The 19,168-nt window shown below is 65.8% G+C and carries 20 protein-coding genes; 18 read left to right on the top strand and 2 right to left on the bottom strand.

Annotation, left to right across the window (positions count from 1 at the left end; all coding sequences use genetic code 11):
• Positions 1 to 1,785, top strand: a 1,785-nt coding sequence (locus B4N44_RS18920) for a phosphate acyltransferase (protein WP_296704327.1), incomplete at its 5' end; no start/stop codon positions are given.
• Positions 1,786 to 2,139: 354 nt separating this feature from the next.
• On the opposite strand, the gene B4N44_RS18915 is transcribed toward B4N44_RS18920, so the two are convergent.
• Positions 2,140 to 2,703: a hypothetical protein gene (locus B4N44_RS18915; RefSeq protein WP_296704324.1), complete on the bottom strand. Its 564-nt coding sequence runs from the start codon at positions 2,701 to 2,703 to the stop codon at positions 2,140 to 2,142.
• Positions 2,704 to 2,964: 261 nt separating this feature from the next.
• Between B4N44_RS18915 and B4N44_RS18910 the strand changes: the two genes are divergently transcribed.
• The 10 genes from B4N44_RS18910 to B4N44_RS18865 all read left to right on the top strand — a co-directional run bounded on the left by B4N44_RS18910 (position 2,965) and on the right by B4N44_RS18865 (position 11,148).
• Positions 2,965 to 4,545 carry an AmpG family muropeptide MFS transporter gene (locus B4N44_RS18910; protein ID WP_296704322.1) on the top strand — a complete coding sequence of 527 codons (1,581 nt, stop codon included), beginning with the start codon at positions 2,965 to 2,967 and terminating at the stop codon, positions 4,543 to 4,545.
• Between the two features lie 201 nt (positions 4,546 to 4,746).
• A complete protein-coding gene (locus B4N44_RS18905; protein ID WP_296704318.1) occupies positions 4,747 to 5,268 on the top strand; it encodes a L,D-transpeptidase in 522 nt (173 codons plus the stop codon).
• A gap of 55 nt (positions 5,269 to 5,323) precedes the next feature.
• Complete coding sequence (locus tag B4N44_RS18900) at positions 5,324 to 5,776, top strand: TonB-dependent receptor domain-containing protein (RefSeq protein WP_296704383.1); 453 nt, start codon at positions 5,324 to 5,326, stop codon at positions 5,774 to 5,776.
• 281 nt (positions 5,777 to 6,057) lie between these two features.
• Positions 6,058 to 6,483 (top strand): Tat pathway signal sequence domain protein, encoded by a 426-nt coding sequence (locus B4N44_RS18895; protein WP_296704316.1) that lies wholly within the window; start codon positions 6,058 to 6,060, stop codon positions 6,481 to 6,483.
• Between the two features lie 46 nt (positions 6,484 to 6,529).
• Positions 6,530 to 7,339 (top strand): MotA/TolQ/ExbB proton channel family protein, encoded by an 810-nt coding sequence (locus B4N44_RS18890; RefSeq protein ID WP_296704314.1) that lies wholly within the window; start codon positions 6,530 to 6,532, stop codon positions 7,337 to 7,339.
• Positions 7,329 to 7,718, top strand: coding sequence for an ExbD/TolR family protein (locus B4N44_RS18885; protein ID WP_296704312.1), 390 nt, complete (start codon positions 7,329 to 7,331; stop codon positions 7,716 to 7,718). Before B4N44_RS18890 ends, B4N44_RS18885 begins: the two co-directional genes overlap by 11 nt.
• 12 nt (positions 7,719 to 7,730) lie before the next feature.
• The gene (locus B4N44_RS18880; protein WP_296704309.1) at positions 7,731 to 8,132 is read left to right on the top strand and encodes an ExbD/TolR family protein; all 402 of its coding nucleotides are present in this window, start codon (positions 7,731 to 7,733) and stop codon (positions 8,130 to 8,132) included.
• The gene (locus B4N44_RS18875; RefSeq protein ID WP_296704306.1) at positions 8,129 to 9,007 is read left to right on the top strand and encodes an energy transducer TonB; all 879 of its coding nucleotides are present in this window, start codon (positions 8,129 to 8,131) and stop codon (positions 9,005 to 9,007) included. The genes B4N44_RS18880 and B4N44_RS18875 overlap by 4 nt, the downstream gene beginning before the upstream one ends.
• 195 nt (positions 9,008 to 9,202) lie before the next feature.
• Positions 9,203 to 10,792, top strand: coding sequence for a bifunctional metallophosphatase/5'-nucleotidase (locus tag B4N44_RS18870; protein WP_296704301.1), 1,590 nt, complete (start codon positions 9,203 to 9,205; stop codon positions 10,790 to 10,792).
• A 20-nt stretch (positions 10,793 to 10,812) separates the two neighbouring features.
• Entirely contained in the window at positions 10,813 to 11,148 is a 336-nt protein-coding gene (locus tag B4N44_RS18865; protein WP_296704298.1) for a hypothetical protein, read from the top strand.
• On the opposite strand, the gene B4N44_RS18860 is transcribed toward B4N44_RS18865, so the two are convergent.
• The gene (locus B4N44_RS18860) at positions 11,145 to 12,101 is read right to left on the bottom strand and encodes an acetyltransferase (protein WP_296704295.1); all 957 of its coding nucleotides are present in this window, start codon (positions 12,099 to 12,101) and stop codon (positions 11,145 to 11,147) included. The genes B4N44_RS18865 and B4N44_RS18860 overlap by 4 nt on opposite strands.
• Before the next feature lie 301 nt (positions 12,102 to 12,402).
• On the opposite strand from B4N44_RS18860, the gene ndk reads away from it, so the two are divergent.
• The 7 genes from ndk (at position 12,403) to bamB (ending at position 19,167) form a co-directional block, all read left to right on the top strand.
• On the top strand, positions 12,403 to 12,831 hold the full coding sequence (gene ndk / locus B4N44_RS18855; protein WP_296704294.1) for a nucleoside-diphosphate kinase: 429 nt from the start codon (positions 12,403 to 12,405) through the stop codon (positions 12,829 to 12,831).
• Between the two features lie 8 nt (positions 12,832 to 12,839).
• Positions 12,840 to 13,970: a 23S rRNA (adenine(2503)-C(2))-methyltransferase RlmN gene (rlmN, locus tag B4N44_RS18850; RefSeq protein ID WP_296704290.1), complete on the top strand. Its 1,131-nt coding sequence runs from the start codon at positions 12,840 to 12,842 to the stop codon at positions 13,968 to 13,970.
• Positions 13,967 to 14,761 (top strand): type IV pilus biogenesis/stability protein PilW, encoded by a 795-nt coding sequence (gene pilW / locus B4N44_RS18845; protein WP_296704288.1) that lies wholly within the window; start codon positions 13,967 to 13,969, stop codon positions 14,759 to 14,761. The genes rlmN and pilW overlap by 4 nt, the downstream gene beginning before the upstream one ends.
• 11 nt (positions 14,762 to 14,772) lie before the next feature.
• Entirely contained in the window at positions 14,773 to 15,828 is a 1,056-nt protein-coding gene (locus tag B4N44_RS18840; protein ID WP_296704286.1) for a RodZ domain-containing protein, read from the top strand.
• Between the two features lie 57 nt (positions 15,829 to 15,885).
• The gene (gene hisS / locus B4N44_RS18835) at positions 15,886 to 17,160 is read left to right on the top strand and encodes a histidine--tRNA ligase (RefSeq protein ID WP_296704284.1); all 1,275 of its coding nucleotides are present in this window, start codon (positions 15,886 to 15,888) and stop codon (positions 17,158 to 17,160) included.
• 61 nt (positions 17,161 to 17,221) lie between these two features.
• Positions 17,222 to 17,848 (top strand): YfgM family protein, encoded by a 627-nt coding sequence (locus B4N44_RS18830; RefSeq protein ID WP_296704281.1) that lies wholly within the window; start codon positions 17,222 to 17,224, stop codon positions 17,846 to 17,848.
• Between the two features lie 17 nt (positions 17,849 to 17,865).
• A complete protein-coding gene (gene bamB / locus B4N44_RS18825) occupies positions 17,866 to 19,167 on the top strand; it encodes an outer membrane protein assembly factor BamB (RefSeq protein WP_296704279.1) in 1,302 nt (433 codons plus the stop codon).
• Position 19,168 lies beyond the last annotated feature (1 nt).

Below are 19,168 nucleotides of genomic sequence, written 5' to 3'. Positions count from 1 at the left end.
CACGACGACCAGCACGGCACCGCCATCGTGGTCTCCGCGGCCATCGTCAATGGTCTGCGTGTGGTGGGAAAGGACATCGGCAAGGCCCGTCTGGTCACGGCCGGCGCAGGAGCTGCCGCTCTCGCCTGTGTCGACCTGCTGGTCAGCATGGGACTGCCGAAGGAGAACGTGACCCTTACGGACATCGCCGGCGTGGTCTATAACGGCCGCACCGAGGAGATGGACCCCTACAAGGGGCGTTATGCGATCGAGACCGAGCAGCGCACCCTGCAGGAGGCCATCGAGGGCGCCGACATCTTCCTGGGACTCTCCGCCGCCGGCATCCTCAAGCCCGACTGGCTGATCAAAATGGCCGATGCGCCGATCATCATGGCGCTGGCCAACCCGGTCCCCGAGATCATGCCCGACCTGGCCCGCGCCGCTCGACCGGACGCCATCATCGCCACCGGGCGATCGGATTTTCCGAATCAGGTCAACAACGTCCTCTGCTTCCCTTTCATCTTCCGGGGCGCGCTCGATTGCGGCGCCACCGAGATCAATGAGGCGATGAAGATCGCCTGTGTGAAGGCGATCGCCGATCTGGCCATGGCCGAGCCGTCGGATATCGTACGAGCCGCCTATGGCGGAGGCGAGCTGACCTTCGGACCCGAGTATCTGATTCCCAAGCCCTTCGATCGGCGTCTCATGGAGAATCTGGCCCCGGCGGTCGCGCGTGCGGCGATGGAGAGCGGTGTCGCTACCCGGCCCATCGCCGACCTGGACGCTTATCGAACCGCCATGCATCTGAGGGCCTATCGCACCGGGATGACCATGAAGCCCGTCTTCGATCAGGCGCGCGCCGCACCGAAACGCGTGATCTATGCCGAGGGCGAGGACGAGCGCGTTCTGCAGGTGGCTCAGCAGGCCATCCTCGAAGGGATTGCACGCCCGATGCTGATCGGCCGCCCCGAGGTCATCGGACACCGCCTCAAAGAGCTCGGCCTGACCATGCGTGCGGATCGTGATTTCGATCTGATCGTGCCCTGCGAGAACAGCAACTTCGACACGCACTGGCGGACCTTCTACGAGCGCGTCCAGCGACGCGGCTATGCGCCCGACGAGGCACGCGAATACATCCGCAACGACCCCACCGTACTGGCCGCCACCATGGTCAGATGCGGGGACGCCGATGCCATGATCTGCGGCGTGGTCGGCCGCTATGCACGACACCTGAAGCATGTCGAAGAGGTGATCGGCACCGCGCCGGGCGTGCGTCATCTCACCGCCATGAACGCCATCGTGCTGCCGGCCGGGCCGCTCTTCATCGCCGATACCTATGTGCAGTCGGACCCGAGCGCGGAGGATCTCGCCGAGATCACCTTCCTGTGCGCCGCGCAGGTCCAGCGCTTCGGGTTGCGGCCCAAGATCGCGCTGCTCTCGCACTCCAACTTCGGCAGCCACGAGTCGCCGGCCGCACGCAAGATGCAGGAGGCAATGCGACTCCTGCGCACCCGCGCCCCGAACCTCGAAGTGGAGGGCGAGATGCACGCCAACCTGGCCCTGGACGCCGCCGTGCGCGAGGCGCGCTTCCCCGACTCGAAGCTGAGCGGTCGCGCGAATCTCCTGATCATGCCCAACCAGGACGCGGCCAACATCGCCTTCAACCTGCTGCGGACCATCAACGAAGGCGGCGCCTTCGGCCCGATGCTGCTCGGTGCCGACCGCGCCGCCCATATCGTGACGCCGAGCACCTCGGTGCGGGGACTGCTCAATATGACGGCGTTGGCCGCTGTGCAGGCTGAATGAGCGAAACGGGTCATCAGATGACGACCTAGGTCATCGTCGGCGGACTCAGGCATCGCGTCTCGGCGTCCGTCGCTCACCTCGCCCGGCGACTCCCGTAGCTGCCGAGCAAAAAACCGCCCGCCAACGGGCGGTTTTTATTTTTATGGATTTCCGTTTGTTATAGTGGCCAAGCGCTGTCCGGTTTCAGGAATGCGATCCCGCCCATCGAACGTTCGGGCTCGTGAGCAGGGAGGCCAAGGCGGTGACCGTCGAGGACGCACAGCTCCAAGCGCACGGGTCCCGCGTAGGCCACTGCGGCCGACGGCTGCAGTGGCCTCCCTTCAAAGGATCCGGCCCAAGCGGCAGGACAGTGTTTCAGTCGGGTGACTTGCCCCCGGTGAGTGTCTGCCAAACGATCAATCCCACCAAAACGGCGACGGCCAGCACCGACATCATCAGCGCGGCGTCATCGAGAAATGCAACCACGATACCGCTGACGATCAGAAAGACACCGACGACCGACATCCGCGGGTTACCGTGAACTCCCGACAGAAACGCCGTCAGTCCGAGCAGGAAGATGATCTGCAATCCGGTGAGCTCGGCGTTCAGGACATCCTTGAGCTGCGGCAGGTAGAGGATCCAAACCAGGACAAACAGGGCCCCCCAGTGCAGGACGGTCTTGATCACAAAACCTGCGCGCGTCCTGCCGTCGTCGCCCACGCTGCTCCAGCCGATCGCAAGCGCAACAAGGCCGAAGAGCGGGATCAAGATCTGCCAGTAGAGCAGCGCGAACTCCAAACGCATGTCGGTAAAGGCGACGCCCGCAATGACGGCGACGAAGAGAAGAACATAGGGCCATTGCTCCAGCATGAGACGAACAAGGCCGCTGCGCTGGCCGGCATCCGGTTGGGTCAGACTGGGTTGGTTTGCATTCGACACGTTTGAGTCTCCTAATGGTTGTCCTTCACTCGGGTCGCAGCTTGAATTGTACGCGCGAGACCCGCCTGCCGGCTGACCACGCCCGCGATGCGGGTTCCCGTACGGAGCCCATGGTAGTACGTCCGCGCCCCGGCGTCAGGCGAAGACTGTTCGTTCGACCTTGAGTGAAGAACGCGCCGAACGGTATCCTCCCCGGCGTTTTTGCCCATTTGCAGTCGCCGCTGCACCGGCTTCGGCCGGCACGGCGATATCGAGAGCCTCATGACGCCAGTCGATACGAACAACACGGGGGGATGGAAGACGACGGCGCGCGAGCTCTCCAATCCGAGAGTGCTCTCCATGCTCTTTCTCGGCTTCTCGGCCGGGATCCCGCTCTTGCTGATCTTCTCCTCGCTCTCGTTGTGGCTGCGCGAGGCCGGCATCGAGCGCCAAGCGGTCACCTTTTTCAGTTGGGCGGCCCTCGGCTATTCGTTCAAGTTCGTCTGGGCGCCCTTGATCGACAAGCTACCGCTGCCTGTCCTGACCCGTCGATTCGGACGGCGACGCGCCTGGTTGCTGGTCTCGCAACTCGCGATCATCGCCGCCATCGTCGGCATGGCGCTGGTGGATCCGGCGACCGGCACCGGCCATGTGACGCGCATGGCGATCGCGGCCGTGCTGCTCGGCTTCTCCGCGGCAACCCAAGATATCGTCATCGACGCCTACCGGATCGAATCCGCCGCGCCGCGCCTGCAGGGACTCATGTCCTCGACCTATATCGCCGGCTATCGGATCGGCATGGTCGTCGCCGGTGCCGGTGCGCTCTATCTGGCTGCGCTCTTCGGCTCGGAGGCGGGCGACTATAGCTTTCGGGCCTGGCAGCTCACCTACCTCGTCATGGCCTCGACCATGCTGATCGGGGTGGTGACGACGCTGCTGATCGCCGAGCCCGAGACTCGGCGTCCCGAGGCGCATGTCTACGGGGCATCCGACTATCTGCGGCTGGTCGGGGTCTTCCTGGTGGCCGCGGCTGCCTTTGCCGGCGGGTTCTTCGTCTCGGGCGGGGCCTTCGCCGGGCTGAAGGCGTGGGCGGGCGGCGGGCCGATCACCGGCTTCCTCCTGGAGACCCTGCATTTTGCCGTTGCCGTGTCCGCGGCGATTGCTGTCGGGTGGCTGTCGGTCGCCGCCGGGGCCGTGAACGCCGTGATGGCGCGCGAGACCTGGATCGAGCCGGCTCTGGATTTCTTCCGCCGCTACGGTCTCAAAACAGCCCTTCTCCTGCTGGCCCTGATCGGGCTCTATCGGATCTCGGACATCGTGCTCGGCGTCATTTCCAATGTCTTCTATCAGGACATCGGTTTCTCCAAGCCGCAGATCGCGACCGCGGTCAAGACCTTCGGGGTCATCGTCAGCATCCTCGGCGGGCTCCTCGGCGGGCTCATGGCGACCCGCTACGGGGTCATGCGGATCCTGATGCTCGGCGCCATCCTGTCTGCGGCCACCAATCTCGTCTTCGTCGTCTTGGCGCTCGCCGGACCTGACCTGACCTGGCTCTACATCGCGGTCGCAGCGGACAACCTGGCGGCCGGACTCGCCAGCGCGGCCTTCGTCGCCTTCCTATCGAGCCTGACCAGTGTCTCCTTCACCGCCGTACAGTACGCCATCTTCAGCTCGCTCATGACGCTGCTGCCCAAGGTCCTGGGCGGTTATTCCGGCTCGATCGTCGACGGGATCGGCTATCCAGGTTTCTTCCTCTTCACGACCTTGATCGGCGTCCCCGTCGTCCTCCTGGTCTGGCTGGCCGGGCGTAGCCTCGCGATCGACGACCGGGCAAGAGAAGCCGCCGCGACGGCGGTGGCCTGAGACCGTGGAAGGGACCTCGAGGACCGGTTCGGCACGGACCTCGAGGCCCGTGCAATCCGGCTTCAGTGCAGTCGCTGCATCGGCTTCTTGAATCCGAGGGTGTGGCCCCATCTGCCCCCCCGGCGGTAGTGTCGAGACCATCGGAACCTCATATCAGGTTCTTACGGGACAGTTGTCCGTCAACGGGAGCCCGCGCATATCATGGTTTTTTTGCACCGGATCTTGCCTCTGCTCACGGCGGCCGCCTTCATCGTCGGCTGCGCTCAATCCCCGACCAGACCGGCGCCCGAGCGCCAGCCGAGCAAGGTGTCCGAGAGCGCCGACGGCGAGGCGAGCGCCGAGCCTGTTGCCGAAGCGACCGCTGAACAGGCCAAGCGCGCCTTGACGATCCGGATCGGCAGCCAGTCGTTCGTCTACACGGAGGGCGATCAAGTCGTCCGAACCGGCCCCATCTCTTCCGGACGCGAGGGTCACAGCACGCCGCGCGGCACCTTCTCGGTGCTGAGCAAGCAGAAGGACAAGGTCTCCTCGCGCTACACCAATCAGCTCGGCTGGCAGGCCTGGATGCCCTACTCCATCCAGTTCTACGGCCACTATTTTCTGCATGAGGGCTGGCTTCCGGGTTATCCGGATTCAGCCGGCTGCGTGCGTGTCGGCGAGAAGGATGCGCGCTTCCTGTTCGAGCACATGAAGATCGGCGATCGCGTGAGCGTCGTCGACTGAGCGCACCGACGGAATTCCCGATACCACATTCAGAAACAGTCAATAAGGTGTCTCGATCGAGGACGAATGGAGCATCACCGATACGGTCGCCTTGACCGCTGGATTACGCTATGACGACCATGACGCCTTCGGCGGTCGCCTGACTCCTCGCCTCCATGCGGTTTGGAATCCCACGAGCGAATGCACGCTCAAGGGCGGTGTCGGGCAGGGTTACAAGGCACCCTTTCTCGAACAGCTTTACGACGGGGTCGTCGGTGACGGAAACCAAGGCCAGGATTCGCTCTACGGAAATCCGAATCTCGACCCGGAAACCAGCACCAACGACGAACTCTCGGGCATCTTCAACAGCCCCGTCGGTGTCTTCGCACAGATGACGCCTCTCTATACCGAGAGCAGCGAGAAGATCGAGCCTCCGACGGCCGCATCCGCTGTGACCGACGAGTTTGCCAACATCGGCGAGGCGCGGGTCCAGGGTCTCGAATTCGTCGCCAGCGACCAAATCGCGTGAGGCTACAACGTCTGCAATCTCGGCGGCTCCTATAGCGTCACCGACAAGGTCAGCATCAACGCCGTCATCGACAATCTGGAGAACCGCAATTTCAACGACTACCGGCCCTATCCGCTGCGCAACAACCCGGATGTCATCGCCGACAGCAACGTCTACAACAACATCCGGGAGCCGTGCCCGCTCTGGATGTCGCTGAATGTCGACTTCTGATTCGGCCCCGATTGACCCATGCCCCGGGGCCGGCGAAGATGCTCGATTCGACAGCTTCAAGGATCCGTTGAATGAATCACCGCAACCTGACGCAGGCACTCCTGCTCCTGGCTCTCGGCGCGCTTGCAGGCATTGCCGCCGCGCAAGAGATCAAGCTCGAGCTCAACAAGCTCGAGCCCCAGCCCGAGACGAAGGCCTGTCGCGCCTATCTGGTTTTCGACAACAGCACCGGACCGGCGATCGAGGCCCTGCAGCTGGACCTGATCCTGTTCGACCAAGCAGGCGTGATTGCCCGACGCCTGGCGGTCGACACCGCACCTCTACGGGCGGCGAAGACGACCGTGAAGCTCTTCGATATTCCTGATCTCGACTGCGCCGATATCCGCCGGATCCTGATCAACGAGGTCCTTGAATGTCGCGACGCCGAAGGACCCCAGAGCGATTGCATCGAGCGCCTGACACTCTCGACGCGCGCCGAAACGCAGCTGGTGAAATGACCGATGACGCCGCACTGCGCCGAGGCCGGACCCGAGGAAACACCTGATGTCTGAAACCGCGACAGCCGCCGCACTCGGTCCGATGACCGCTGCGGCGGCCGCCATGCCGGATCCCGTGACGGCAACGCAATCCTGGCTCGGCATGATCATGCCGTCCCCGATCGCAACCGCCATCCCGGAGCCGCTGCGCGCCCTGCTCGACGCCGGTGGACCTGTGATGCTGATCCTGGCAGCGATGTCGGTCCTCGCCCTGACCATCGTCCTGATCAAGCTCTGGCAGTTTGCCCGCTTGCGAAACGGCGGTGCCGAGCACATCGAGCCCGCACTGAACGACTGGCAGGCCGGTCGGCGTCGCGAGGCGGCCGAGCGGCTCGCGCAGGCCCGCGGCCCACTCGCCGAGGTGGTTCGGACCGCCATGCTGGGGAGTCTCCAAGCGAATGATCCGGCGGCGCTGCGCGAAGAGGTCGAGCGTCGGGCCGCACATCTGCTGACGTCCTTGCGTAGCCATCTTCGCGGGCTCGAGGTGATCGCGAGCTTGAGTCCGCTGCTCGGTCTGCTGGGTACCGTGATCGGAATGATCGACGCCTTTCGTGCCCTCGAGGCGGCCGGAAATCAGGTCGATCCGTCGGTGCTGTCCGGCGGAATCTGGGTCGCTCTGCTGACCACCGCCGCGGGGCTGTCGGTCGCCATCCCGACCGTCGTCGCGCTGAATTGGCTCGAGCGTCTCCTCGAAGGCGTGACCCGTCGTTTGGAGGATCAGGTCACCCGCGTCTTCACCGGAGGGCTTCGGCTCGAAGAAGCGGTCGCTGCACCACCACGACCCCTTGCCACGCCGCGGATCCCCGATGCGCTTTGACTCGCCCGCACCGCACCGTCGGCTGATCAGCCTGACTCCGTTGATCGACGTGGTCTTCATCCTGCTGGTTTTCTTTATGCTCGCCTCCAGCCTCGTCAAATGGCAGGCCATCGAGTTGGGGGCGCCCGCCTCGGCGACTGCCGGGACGCCGGTGGTCGGGTCTTGGCTGGTGCGCGTGCAGCCCGAAGGACTGGACCTCAACGCCGAGGCGATCGCCCCCGCCGAGCTTGCCGGACGGGTCGCGGCACGCATCGGGGAAGACCCGGCGCAGCGCATCCTGGTCCAGCCCGCGCCCGGCGTCAGCCTCCAGCGTCTGGTCGACGTCTTGGACCTCCTGCGCGACGCCGGGGCAACCCACCTGACACTCTTGCGCCTCTGAATCCCGATGCGATTGAAACGCTCCAAACCAGCGGCCGACAGCGAGGCCAATCTGATCCCGCTGATCAATGTCGTCTTTCTGCTGCTGATCTTCTTCATGTTGGCGGGCCGACTCGCCCCGACGGAGTCGATTGCCGTGGATCCCCCGCGCTCGGACAGCCCGCAGGGCACACGAGCAACGCCGCTGGCCCTGCTGATCGACCGAACGGGACAGATCAGCCTGAACGGCGAGCCGCTCGACGACGCCGTCCTCGCCGAGCGGGTGACCGAAATCATCGCGGACGGCCCTGCGCATCTGCAGATCAAGGCGGACGCGACCCTCGAAGCGCTGCGTCTGGTCGATCTGCTCGAGCAGTTGCGCGCCGCCGGTGCCGAAGACGTCGACCTCTTGACCTTGGCGCGGGGTGAAGGATGAAGCCGCGACGCTATCAGTGGGTGCTCGCGCTCCTCTTTGCCCTCGCCGCCCATCTCGCCCTCGCAAAGCTGCTCGAGCCGCCGGCCCCGATCGAGCTGGACGATCCCGGCATCCGCATCTCGCTCGGAGGGGCCGGGCCTGCCGGCGGCGACGGAGCAGCGGACAGGGTCCAATCGATCGACGCGGACACCCTAGCGACCGCGACCTTGGATGCGACCGCGCTCCAGGCCGTCAGCGCCACCGCCCTCGCCCCCGTGCTCGCCGGGGCCACCGAGACCATCCGGGCCGCCGAGCCGGAGCCGCCTCCGCCGATCACTGCCGAGGAGCCCGTGAGCCCGAAGCCGAAGACCCAGACCGTCCGCAGTCGCGAGACCCCGCCGCCACGGACCGCGCGAGCCGCGCCCAAGCCCAAACCCGAGACGGGACCGCAGACGACGAAACCCCGACCGACCGCAGGCAAGAGCGCATCCGTCGAGGCGAACTCCGCCGGCAAAACCAGCAGCAAACAAGGCGCGGGCGGCGCAGGTGCCCCGTCCGCGGCTGGAGCGGGCGGCGGCGGAACGGCCGGAAAGGCCGACGGGGGCAAGTCCAAAGACCGTTACTACGCCGAGCTCGCGGCCTGGCTGGAACGACACAAACGCTACCCGTCGCAAGCCCGGAAGATGCGTCAGGAGGGCATCGTCAGGGTCCGCTTCGTGATCGAGCGCAGCGGGAAGGTCATCTCGCATCGCATCGAGACGAGCTCCGGTCATACCGCGCTCGACCGTGCCGCATCGGAGCTGCTGAGACGGGCATCCCCGATGCCACCGATCCCGGCAAGCATGAACCGGTCCAGGCTCGAGATCGTCGTGCCGATCGCCTACCGATTGCGTTGACGAGGCCCGGTACGGGAACGACGCCGGCGCAATTGAAGGAAATCCTGTTGGATGGCTCGCGCTTCTTCGAAATCAGCTTTCGGCTCCGGCATCGACCGGACTGGATGCGTTACCCGAGAGAATGTAACCTTTTCGGCTGCTGACTCGGAGCGAAGCGATCCGCTCCCGTCCCCACCGTATGTCGACTGGCCAGCCATGAGCCCGCACCCGACCGCCTTCGCCGACGAGATGACCCGGGGTTTTGATATCGCCGTTTGTTCGGCGGAGCGCCCGACGCAGTCTCGATGGGCCGTTTTCCTTTGGCCTTACCTCATGCTCGTCGCTCTTTTGGTGCCGGCCCTAGCCCGGGCTGCCTGCGAGCCGGGCCAAGCGCTCACCCTCCTGCACTTCAACGACATCCACGGGCAACTCGAATCCTACGAAGACCCGCGCGACGGGACCGAGCGCGGCGGTATCGCACGCCTCGCCGCGACCGTGGCGGGGATTCGGGCGGGGGATCCAAGCCGCCCGGTCGTCCTGTTGTTCGCGGGCGACCTCCTGCAAGGGACACTGACCTCCAGCCTCTTCCTGGGCGTGCCCGACGTGGTGCTTCTCGGGCGCATGGGTGTGGACGCCGCGGTCATGGGGAATCACGAGCTGGACTACGGCCAAGAGGTTTTTCGCCGCTTGACCGAGGCGGCCGCATTCCCTTTCCTGAGCGCCAATGTGGCCTCCGACCCGCAGCCCTTGCCCGTGCGCTCTGCGGTCGTGATCGAGCGGCCGGATGCGCCCAAGGTCGCGGTCCTGGGACTCACGACACCGGAGCTGACCACCGCGACCCATCCGCGCAACATCGAGGGCATCAGCGTGGAGGAGCCGATCGCTGTCGCCCGACGCCTGGTTCCGGCGCTTCGCGACAAGGCCGACCTGGTGGTGGTGCTCTCGCACCTGGGGATTGCAGAGGATCGCCGGCTGGCCGAATCCGTGCCCGGTATCGACCTCATCGTCGGCGGCCACAACCACAACCTCTACGAACAGCCGGTTTTTGTCGAGAACGTGCCCATCGTCCAGGCCGGAGAGCGCGGCGGCTGGCTGGGACGCATGGATTTCCGGTGCCGCGACGGGCATTTGGCGCACACCGACTACGCCTTGATCCCCATCGATGCCGCCAGCCCCGAGGATCCGGAGATCGCCGAAGAGGTTGGTCGAATCACGTTGGACGCCGAGCGGGAGCTCGACACGGAGGTCGGTTTCAGCACGCAGGAACTCAGCGCCCGGCGCGAGCTGATCCGTCGCGAAGAGGCACCCTTCGGTAATTTCGTGGCCGATCTGGCTCGGGAGATCACGCTGACCGATGTTGCACTCCTCAACGGCGGCGCCTTTCGGTCCAGCATCCCCGAGGGTCCAGTGACCCTTAAATCGGTCTACCAGGCCTTTCCCTTCCGCAACGAGCTGGTCATGGGCGACATGACCGGCGCCCGACTGCTCGCCGCGCTCGAACGCAGCGCGGCCTTGGATCCGTCGGACAACCCCGGCGGTTTCCTCCAGGTCTCCGGGGTACGTTACAGGATTGTGGACGGACGGCTTTCGAGTGCCACGGTCGGCGACGCCCCTATCGATCCGACCCGTCGCTATCGGATCGTGACCTCGGACTTCCTCGCGGCCGGCGGAGACGGCTATACCATGCTCGAGGAGATGACCGAGCCCGTCATGACCGGGCGCCTGATCTCGGACATGGTCATCGAGGGCTTCCGCACCGAAAGCCCGGTCAGCGCCACGACCGACCGGCGGATCATGCGACGCTGAGTCTCGGCGCGCCCGGTGCCGTGCACGCCACGGCATCGCCTGATCCCCGCACTGCTCTGAACAAGGGCTACGAGCTGCGCGTACCGGCCGATACGACCGCACGAACCCTGACCCTCTACCTCGGCGGCACGAAGTCGCGCGGTCGGATCGAGGTGCGTCTCGGCGACGACAGCACACAGGAATGGCAGCGCGTCAAGCTCCAGCGTGCCTTCAAAGACCCGATCGTCGTGGTCAAGGCATTGAGCAGCGACGAGGTCGCGCCGGCGATCCTGCGCGTCGACGCGATCGATTCCACGGAACCGAGGCCCGATCCGATGCCGCAGCGCCTCTTCGGAGGCGCTGCGACTTTTCGTTAACCGAACGCAGCGCGGAAACGTTCCAGGAAGGTGTCGTACTCAACCTCCGGCAGCAAATTGATTCCCGCCGCCGCTTTGCGCCCCCCGCCGCTCGGAAAACTGCGACAGAGCACATCCGCCCCGTCCGGACGCGCAATGGGCGCGCGGACGCTGACGAGAAATCCGCCCTCGGGCAACCCGGTCAGCATGGCGTGTGCCTGCTCGGGCGCCTGCTGGGCCAGCTCGTTGGCGAAGACGCCGCTGGCACGGCGGGCCCAAGGCTCGGCCGGCAGGATGAAGAGGCGGTGCCGCTCGCTCTCGAACGCGGGCGCGATGGCGCGTGCGCGGGCCATGTCGTCGACATAGCCATCGCGCAGGGCAGCAAACGCCGGATCCTCGACGATAAAGGTCAAGGGATCGGCGTAGGGTTGCAGGCTGCGGAAAAGCACATCCGGGGCAAACAAGAGGTCGTCGACCGTCTCGCCGTAACCGTTGTAATTGAGAAAGATGCCGAGATCGCGCAGCAGTCCGAGCTCACCTTCGCTCAGACCCAACGGCTCGGCAGCTCGACGCGCGGACGCGTCGAAGTTGTCCCCGAAGGTCCCGACCACTGCCCATGCGCGTTGCGAGCCCTGAAGATAATCATCGACCAGTAGACTGGTCCCTTTGTCGGGCAGCGCCTCGATGTGGACATCGAGCGCCGGATGTACGGGGATCTCGCCGGCGAAGTGATGATCGAAATAGCGGATGCGCGCGCCCTGTCCGAGCAAACGCTCCACCGCACCGCGATTCTTGTCGAACGAGATATCGAGCGCGGTGACCTGGTCTCCCTCGACCGCATTGACCCGCTCGAGCAGAGCAATGTCGCGTTTCACACCGGTGACCAGGATGCTCTCGATCGGCTCGGCCAAACGCAGTTGCTGCAGGGCACAAAGACCGTCGGCATCGCCGTTGAAGACATCGTAATGACTCATCTGGAAAACCGTTTGCGTGCGGAAGGATGTCGGCCGATTATCCGCCCAGCCGCACGGCCGATCCAAATCCGCATCGCCGATCGACAACGCCTTGCGACACCGCTTACGACGAACAGGGCTTAGGCACGGCTTACCCGGCGTTGCTCGCGGCGTTCGCGATCGGTAGACTTTGCAATCCACTCAAGTCTCCGACGGGGGCGGGCCGCATGGCGAGCCGACGGGCAGATTGCCCCGAGGACCCCAGCTCGCGATTCCGGCGGTCCGACCCAACCTCTTCACGCATCCTCTATTTGGAACCACCATGGCCATCGAGCAGACGCTATCCATCATCAAGCCCAACGCGGTGGCGAAAAACGCCATCGGCGCCATCCTGGGGCGTTTCGAAGCAGCCGGGCTGCACATCGTCGCCGCGCGGATGCTCCATATGAGCAAGGAGCAGGCATCGGCCTTCTACGGCATCCACCAAGGCAAGCCCTTCTTCGACGAGCTGGTCGAGTTCATGACCTCCGGTCCGGTGATGGTCCAGGTTCTCGAAGGCGAAGACGCGGTCGCGAAGAATCGCGACATCATGGGCGCCACCAATCCGGCCAATGCGGCACCGGGCACCATCCGTGCGGACTTCGCCGATTCATTCACCGAGAACGCGGCGCACGGCTCGGATGCCGCGGATACCGCGGCCGTGGAGATCGCCTTCTTCTTCCCGGAAGGCGTCTGCCCGCGCACCCGCTGAGGATCCCCGTGACCAACGCCGAGCTCAAGCCCAATCTACTCGACCTGGATCTTGCCGACTGCGAGAGACTGGTGCTCGGGCTCGGCTTCAAGGCGTTTCACGGACGCAGCCTCTTCAAATGGATCCACAAGCACGGCGTTGTCGACTATGACGCCATGACGGATCTGTCCAGGGCGTTGCGCGATGCGCTGCGCGAGACCGTCGAGATCCGCCTGCCGCGCATCATCCACGATCGGCCCTCGGCCGACGGAACCATCAAGTGGATCATGGAGCTCGAAGACGGCCAGCGCATCGAGACCGTCTTTATCCCGGAGGGGCGCCGCACGACCATCTGTGTCTCCTCGCAAGTGGGGTGCGCGCTCAACTGCTCCTTCTGCGCAACCGCCACTCAGGGCTTCAACCGCAATCTGACGGTCGGGGAGATCGCCGGTCAGATCTGGCATGCGACACGGCAGATGGGCACCGCTCCGTCCAACGTGGTCATGATGGGCATGGGAGAGCCGCTGGCCAATTTCGATGCCGTCGTCAAGGCCATGGACATCATGCAGGACGACTTCGCCTACATGATCGCCAAGACGCGCCTGACACTCAGCACCTCGGGTATCGTCCCGAACATCTACCGGCTGCGCGAGGTGAGCGACGTCTCGCTCGCCGTCTCGCTGCATGCGCCCGACGATGCCCTGCGCGACGAGCTGGTGCCGATCAACCGCAAATATCCGCTCGCCGAGCTGCTGCCGGCCTGCAAGGCTTACGTGGGCAACGACAAACGCCGCCGCATCACCTGGGAATACGTGATGCTCGACGGCATCAACGACAGCCTCGCACATGCCAAGCAGATGATCCGCCTGCTCGAGGGAATTCCGTCGAAGGTCAACCTGATCCCGTTCAACCCCTTCCCCGGAAATCAGTACGGCACCTCGCCGCCCGAGCGCATCGAGGCCTTCCGCGCACGCCTCGCCGGTGCCGGCATCTTCACCATGACCCGCAAGACTCGCGGCGACGAGATCGCCGCCGCCTGCGGACAGCTCGTCGGGCGTGTCGAGGATCGCACCCGTCGGCTCGGGCGCATCGCGGTCGCGATTCCGGAGCAGATCAAGCCGGACGGCAGAATCCGCACCGGGCGGGCGACGAGGCCATGAGGAACCATCTCGCCGGCCGTCTCCTGATGCCCGGGCTTCTCGTGCCGACCGCACTCTGTCTCGGCTTGGTCGGCTGCGCGAGCAAAGCCACACAGCAAGACTCCGATCCGCTCGGGCTCGATCCGCAGGACAGCCCCGCGTCGCTCTACGTCGAGATGGCCGAGGAGTACTACAACCGAGGCCAGACCGAGATTGCCTTCCGGCGCGCTCAACAGGCAATCGAGGCCGACAAGAATTATCCCAAGGCCCACGTGTGGCTCGCCTTCATGTACGAAGAGATGGGCAAGCCCGACCTTGCAGCGACGCACTACGAGCGCGCCGTCAAGCTCGCGCCGAACAACTCGGATGTCCTCTATGCGTTCGGTGCCTATCAGTGTCGACAAAAGCGTTACACCGAGGCGGACGTCCACTTCAAGAAGGCGCTGGACAACCCACTCTACTCGACGCCTTGGGTCGCGATGACCAACGCGGGCACCTGTGCGGGCAGCGCCGGTGACGCGGCCAAGGCGGAAGGCTACTATCGCGCTGCCGTCACCGCCAACCCCGGCTTCGGCCCGGCGCTGGTGAAGCTCGCCGAGATCGAGCTCAAACGCGGCAACATGCAGGGGGCAAAGCTCTATCTGGATCGCTACTTCGAGCCGACGACCTTGCGCACCCCGGCGACGGCCCGGGAGGCACTCGCGACCGCGGTCACGACCGAGCGTGCACTGGGTAACCGAGCCCGCGCAGCCGAGTACGAGAAGGCGCTGCGCGCAAACTTTCCGGATGCGTCCGAGACCCGCGAGCTGTAGGGACCTCAAGAGTGACAAACCAGACACAATCGACCGACCCGAACGACCAGAACGTGGTCGAGTTCGGCGATAGCCCCGGGCGACGCCTGCGGGTGCAGCGCCAATCGCGTGGCCTGGCGATCGAGCGGATCGCCTCGCAGCTGCACCTCAAGCCCGAGGTCATCGAGGCGCTCGAACAGGATCGCTTCGACCTCTTGCCCGACCCGGTCTTCATCACCGGCTATCTGCGCAACTATGCGCGTATGCTCGGCCTTGACCCGACGCCGTTGATTGCCGCCTATCAGGCCCACGCCGGGACACCGGAGAGCTTCGAGCCCGCCCGCCCGACCCCGGGATCCGATCGCGAGTCGGGCGGCACCCGCATCCTGGTGCGCCTCGTCAGCCTCGCCTTGGCCGGCGCGGTCGTCGCAATGATTGCGCTCTGGTGGCACGATCGCCCCGAGCTCGCCCCGGGGCTGGGCCTCGACACGACAGACCCGGATCCGCTGCTCATGGATGCCGAGGGCAGTGGCGGGAGCGAAGGCGTCGATACGCCGGCTCCCGAGATCGCCGAGGAGACACCCGAAGCGACGAGCGAACCGACCCCGACGGATGGCCTCGCAACACCGGGGACACCCGAGCCGCCGATCGCGGAGCGGTCCGAGGTCAACCCCGACTCGCCTGCATCCATGACCGATTCGGCGCCCGGGTTGTCGCCCGAGCCGGCGACCGAGCCGACAGCCGACACGGTCGCCGAGACCAGCAGCGGGCCGCTTCAAACGGCCACAACGACTGATGTCGACACCCCGACGCCCGCCCCCGAGCCCACGACGGCGACAAAGGGCATCGTCCTCGAGTTTACGGGTCCCTCTTGGCTCGAGGTCCGCGACGCCGCCGGACAGCGCCTCGTCGCCGGCGAGATGAAGGCCGGGGATCGGCAAGAGGTCACGGGGCAAGCCCCTTTCCGGATCACCGTCGGGCGCGTCAACAACAGCAGCATGACGGTCGACGGCAAGCCCTTCGATCTGGAAGGGCGTTCGCGCGGCAACGTGGCGCGCTTCTCGTTCGATCCCGCATCGCCCGAGTGAGGGTGCGCTCGAGCCGAACCCATCCGAGCGTCGCCCGCACACATCGAGCCGCCGAACATGAGTAGATACATCCAGGCCATTCGCGGGATGCACGACATCCTGCCCGAGGCCGTCGCCACCTGGCACCGCGTCGAGGACACCGCGCGCACCATCCTTGCCGGCTACGGCTATGCCGAGATCCGCACGCCGATCATCGAGGTCACGGATCTGTTCAAGCGCTCCATCGGCGAGGTCACCGACATCGTCGAGAAGGAGATGTACAGCTTCGAGGATCGCAACGGCGACAGCCTGAGTCTGCGCCCGGAGGGAACCGCGAGCTGCGTGCGCGCCGCGATCGAGCACGGGCTGCTCGTGCAGCCCCAACGCCTGTGGTATCGCGGCCCGATGTTCCGCCACGAGCGTCCGCAACGCGGCCGTTACCGGCAGTTCAATCAGATCGGCGCCGAGGTCTTCGGGCTCACGGGACCGGATATCGATCTCGAGCTGATCCTGTTGACCGCACGGCTGTGGCGTGCGCTCGGACTGAAGGGCTTGCGTCTGGAGATCAACAGTCTCGGCGACCCCGAGGAGCGCCGGCTGTATCGCGAGCAGCTGGTGACCTATCTGCAGGCACGGCGCGAGCATCTGGATGCCGAGAGTCTGCGGCGCCTGCACACCAACCCACTGCGCGTCCTGGACTCCAAACACCCGGAGACACAGAAGGTCGTCGCCGATGCGCCGACGCTGATGGACCACCTCGGCGAGGAGAGCCTGGCGCACTTTCACGGCATCCGCTACGGTCTCGACCAGGCAGGTATCCCCTACCAGATCAATCCGCGGCTGGTGCGGGGCCTGGACTATTACAACCGGACCGTGTTCGAGTGGATCACCGAGGATCTGGGCGCCCAAGGCACCGTCTGTGCCGGCGGCCGCTACGACGGACTGGTCGAGCAGCTCGGTGGCCGCGCAACACCGGCCGTCGGCTTCGCCTTGGGCCTCGAGCGCTTGGTGGAGCTGCTCGCGCTCGCAGGTCACGCCGGCGAGCCTGCGGTGCACGCCTACCTGGTCGCGGTCGGCGATCAGGCCCAGCTCGAGGCCCCGATCTTGGCCGAGCGTTTGCGCGATGCCCTGCCACGTCTGCGACTCATGTCTCACTGCGGCGGCGGCAGTTTCAAGAGCCAGTTCAAGAAGGCCGACAAGAGCGGCGCCACCTTCGCACTCGTCCTCGGCGAGGCGGAACTGGCGCAGGGCATCGTCGGCGTCAAACCCTTGCGGGACGACAGCGGTCAGCAGGAGCTTGGGTTCGACGATTTGGTCGATTTCCTGACCCGCGAGATCGAGAACCCGGATTGATGGCCGCTGGCGACGACGCCGGCCAGGCTGCACGGGAATCCACGCCACAACGGAGAGCGAAGTGAGTTACGAGACCGACGACGAAAAAGTCGAAGCCATCAAGACTTGGTGGAAAGAGAACGGTGTGGCGATCGTCGTGGGCATCGCCATCGGCCTGGGCGCCATCGTCGGCTGGCGCTATTGGGGGGATTATCGCGACAGCGTCGCCGGCCAGGGCTCGGCGGTCTTCGATCAGGTGCTCGCGAACGCCGCGACCGGTCAAACCGAGGCGGTCGTGACCCAGGCCCGCATGCTCGACGACGAGTTCGCCTCGACGCCCTATGCGGCGCTCGGCGCGCTGGTCGAGGCGAAGGCGCTCTACGAGTCCGGCCAAGCCGAGGCGGCCATGACCGCCTTGACCGGGGTGATCGGCGCTGCTCCGGACCCCGCACTGGCCCGCATCGCAGCGCTTCGCCTGGCGCGGATCCAGGTTGCGGAGGGCCGCTTGGACGAGGCGGCCAAGACCGTTGCGGATCACGACACCGGTCCCGAGTTTGCCGGCGACTTCGCCGCGGTGCGGGGCGACATCGCCGCGGCACGCGGGGATACGGTCGCGGCACGCGCGGCCTACGAGCAGGCAATCGCCGAAGGGACCGGATTCTCGGAGTTGATCCGTCTCAAGCTCGACAACCTACCCGCCGCCGGATAGCGCTCGGAGAGCCGTCTATGGTCACGCAATCGAAAGCGGGCGCCGCCCGACTCGGGGTACTGCTTCTCGCCGGCCTGTTGAGCGGTTGCGGGATGATCCCCTGGATCGGCGCCGACAAGGATCCTACGCCGCCGACCAAGCTCACCGAGATCGTGCAGACGGTCGGCTTAACGACCCTCTGGTCGGCGCGAGTGACGCGCGGCACGGCGGAGCGACGACTCTATTTGGTTCCGGTGCTTGCCGCGGACCGTCTCTATGTCGCCGATCCACGTGGTCGGCTGGCCGCCGTCGCCGCGGACAGCGGACGCGTCCTCTGGGAGCGCGACACGGATCTGCATTTCAGCGGCGGACCCGATGTGAAGGGCGAGCGTTTGGTCATCGGCACCAGTCGGGGCGAGCTCATCGCCTTCTCCGTCAGCGACGGCAAGGAGCTTTGGCGCACCCAGCTCGGCAGCGAGGTTCTCTCGGTCCCGCGCCTGACCGACACGGCCCAAGTCATCGTCCACACGCTGGACGACAGCGTCTACGGGATCGACGCCAACACCGGCGCCCAGCAATGGCGTGTGACTTATCCGGCGCCCGTGCTCACCTTGCGCGGCAGCAGCAGTCCGGTCCTGACGCCCGCCGGGGTCTTGGTCGGCCTGTCCGGCGGCAAGCTCGTGAACCTGGATCCGGCCGACGGCACCCCGCTCTGGGAGATCGTCATTACCCGCCCGAGCGGGCGCTCCGAGCTCTCGCGCATCGCCGATATCGATGCTGACCCGGTCGTGATCGGAACCATTGCCTTCGTCGGCTCCTACAACGGCGATCTGGCTGCCGTCGACATCACCACCGGCACCGTCATCTGGCGACGCGAGCTCTCCGCACATGCCGGACTCGTCGCCGATGCGTCCGACCTCTTCATCACCGATTCGAGCGACCAGATCTGGGGCGCGGACCCGAACGACGGCGCCGGGCGCTGGCGTCAAGAGAGTCTGCGCTACCGTCAGGTGACCGCCCCCGCGCTGGTGGGCAACCTGATTGCGGTCGGCGATCTCGACGGCTATGTCCACCTGCTCACACGCTCCGACGGCCGTCTGGTCGGGCGCACCCGCATCACCGGGAAAGGGGCGATTACGGCACGGCCCTTGGTCGTCGGCAACCGTCTCTACGTCTTTGCCGACGACGGTACCCTGGCCGCATTGAGCATCGGCGGTGCGCCCGCAGCCACGTTGGGCCTGCGCGGCAGCGCGCCTGCCGACGCAGGTACCGCCTCGCGCGATGTCGACACCGCACCGGCCGATTCGCCGGGATCCGCACCACCGGAGTCCAGCCCCTGAA

The sequence above is a fragment of the Thiocapsa sp. UBA6158 genome, assembly GCF_002423035.1.
Lineage (GTDB): Bacteria > Pseudomonadota > Gammaproteobacteria > Chromatiales > Chromatiaceae > Thiocapsa.
The sequence above is the reverse complement of the archived record's forward strand: the minus strand, read 5'-3'. Positions and strand labels throughout refer to the sequence as shown.

Bases quoted from the DNA above. Each gene is read 5' to 3' on its own strand.
- B4N44_RS18875 (WP_296704306.1), top strand. From the start codon at position 8,129: ATGAAGCCGCGACGCTATCAGTGGGTGCTCGCGCTCCTCTTTGCCCTC.
- B4N44_RS18860 (WP_296704295.1), bottom strand. From the start codon at position 12,101: ATGAGTCATTACGATGTCTTCAACGGCGATGCCGACGGTCTTTGTGCC.
- hisS (WP_296704284.1), top strand. From the start codon at position 15,886: ATGAGTAGATACATCCAGGCCATTCGCGGGATGCACGACATCCTGCCC.
- B4N44_RS18905 (WP_296704318.1), top strand. From the start codon at position 4,747: ATGGTTTTTTTGCACCGGATCTTGCCTCTGCTCACGGCGGCCGCCTTC.
- B4N44_RS18910 (WP_296704322.1), top strand. From the start codon at position 2,965: ATGACGCCAGTCGATACGAACAACACGGGGGGATGGAAGACGACGGCG.
- bamB (WP_296704279.1), top strand. From the start codon at position 17,866: ATGGTCACGCAATCGAAAGCGGGCGCCGCCCGACTCGGGGTACTGCTT.
- B4N44_RS18885 (WP_296704312.1), top strand. From the start codon at position 7,329: ATGCGCTTTGACTCGCCCGCACCGCACCGTCGGCTGATCAGCCTGACT.
- B4N44_RS18870 (WP_296704301.1), top strand. From the start codon at position 9,203: ATGAGCCCGCACCCGACCGCCTTCGCCGACGAGATGACCCGGGGTTTT.
- ndk (WP_296704294.1), top strand. From the start codon at position 12,403: ATGGCCATCGAGCAGACGCTATCCATCATCAAGCCCAACGCGGTGGCG.
- pilW (WP_296704288.1), top strand. From the start codon at position 13,967: ATGAGGAACCATCTCGCCGGCCGTCTCCTGATGCCCGGGCTTCTCGTG.
- B4N44_RS18890 (WP_296704314.1), top strand. From the start codon at position 6,530: ATGTCTGAAACCGCGACAGCCGCCGCACTCGGTCCGATGACCGCTGCG.
- B4N44_RS18895 (WP_296704316.1), top strand. From the start codon at position 6,058: ATGAATCACCGCAACCTGACGCAGGCACTCCTGCTCCTGGCTCTCGGC.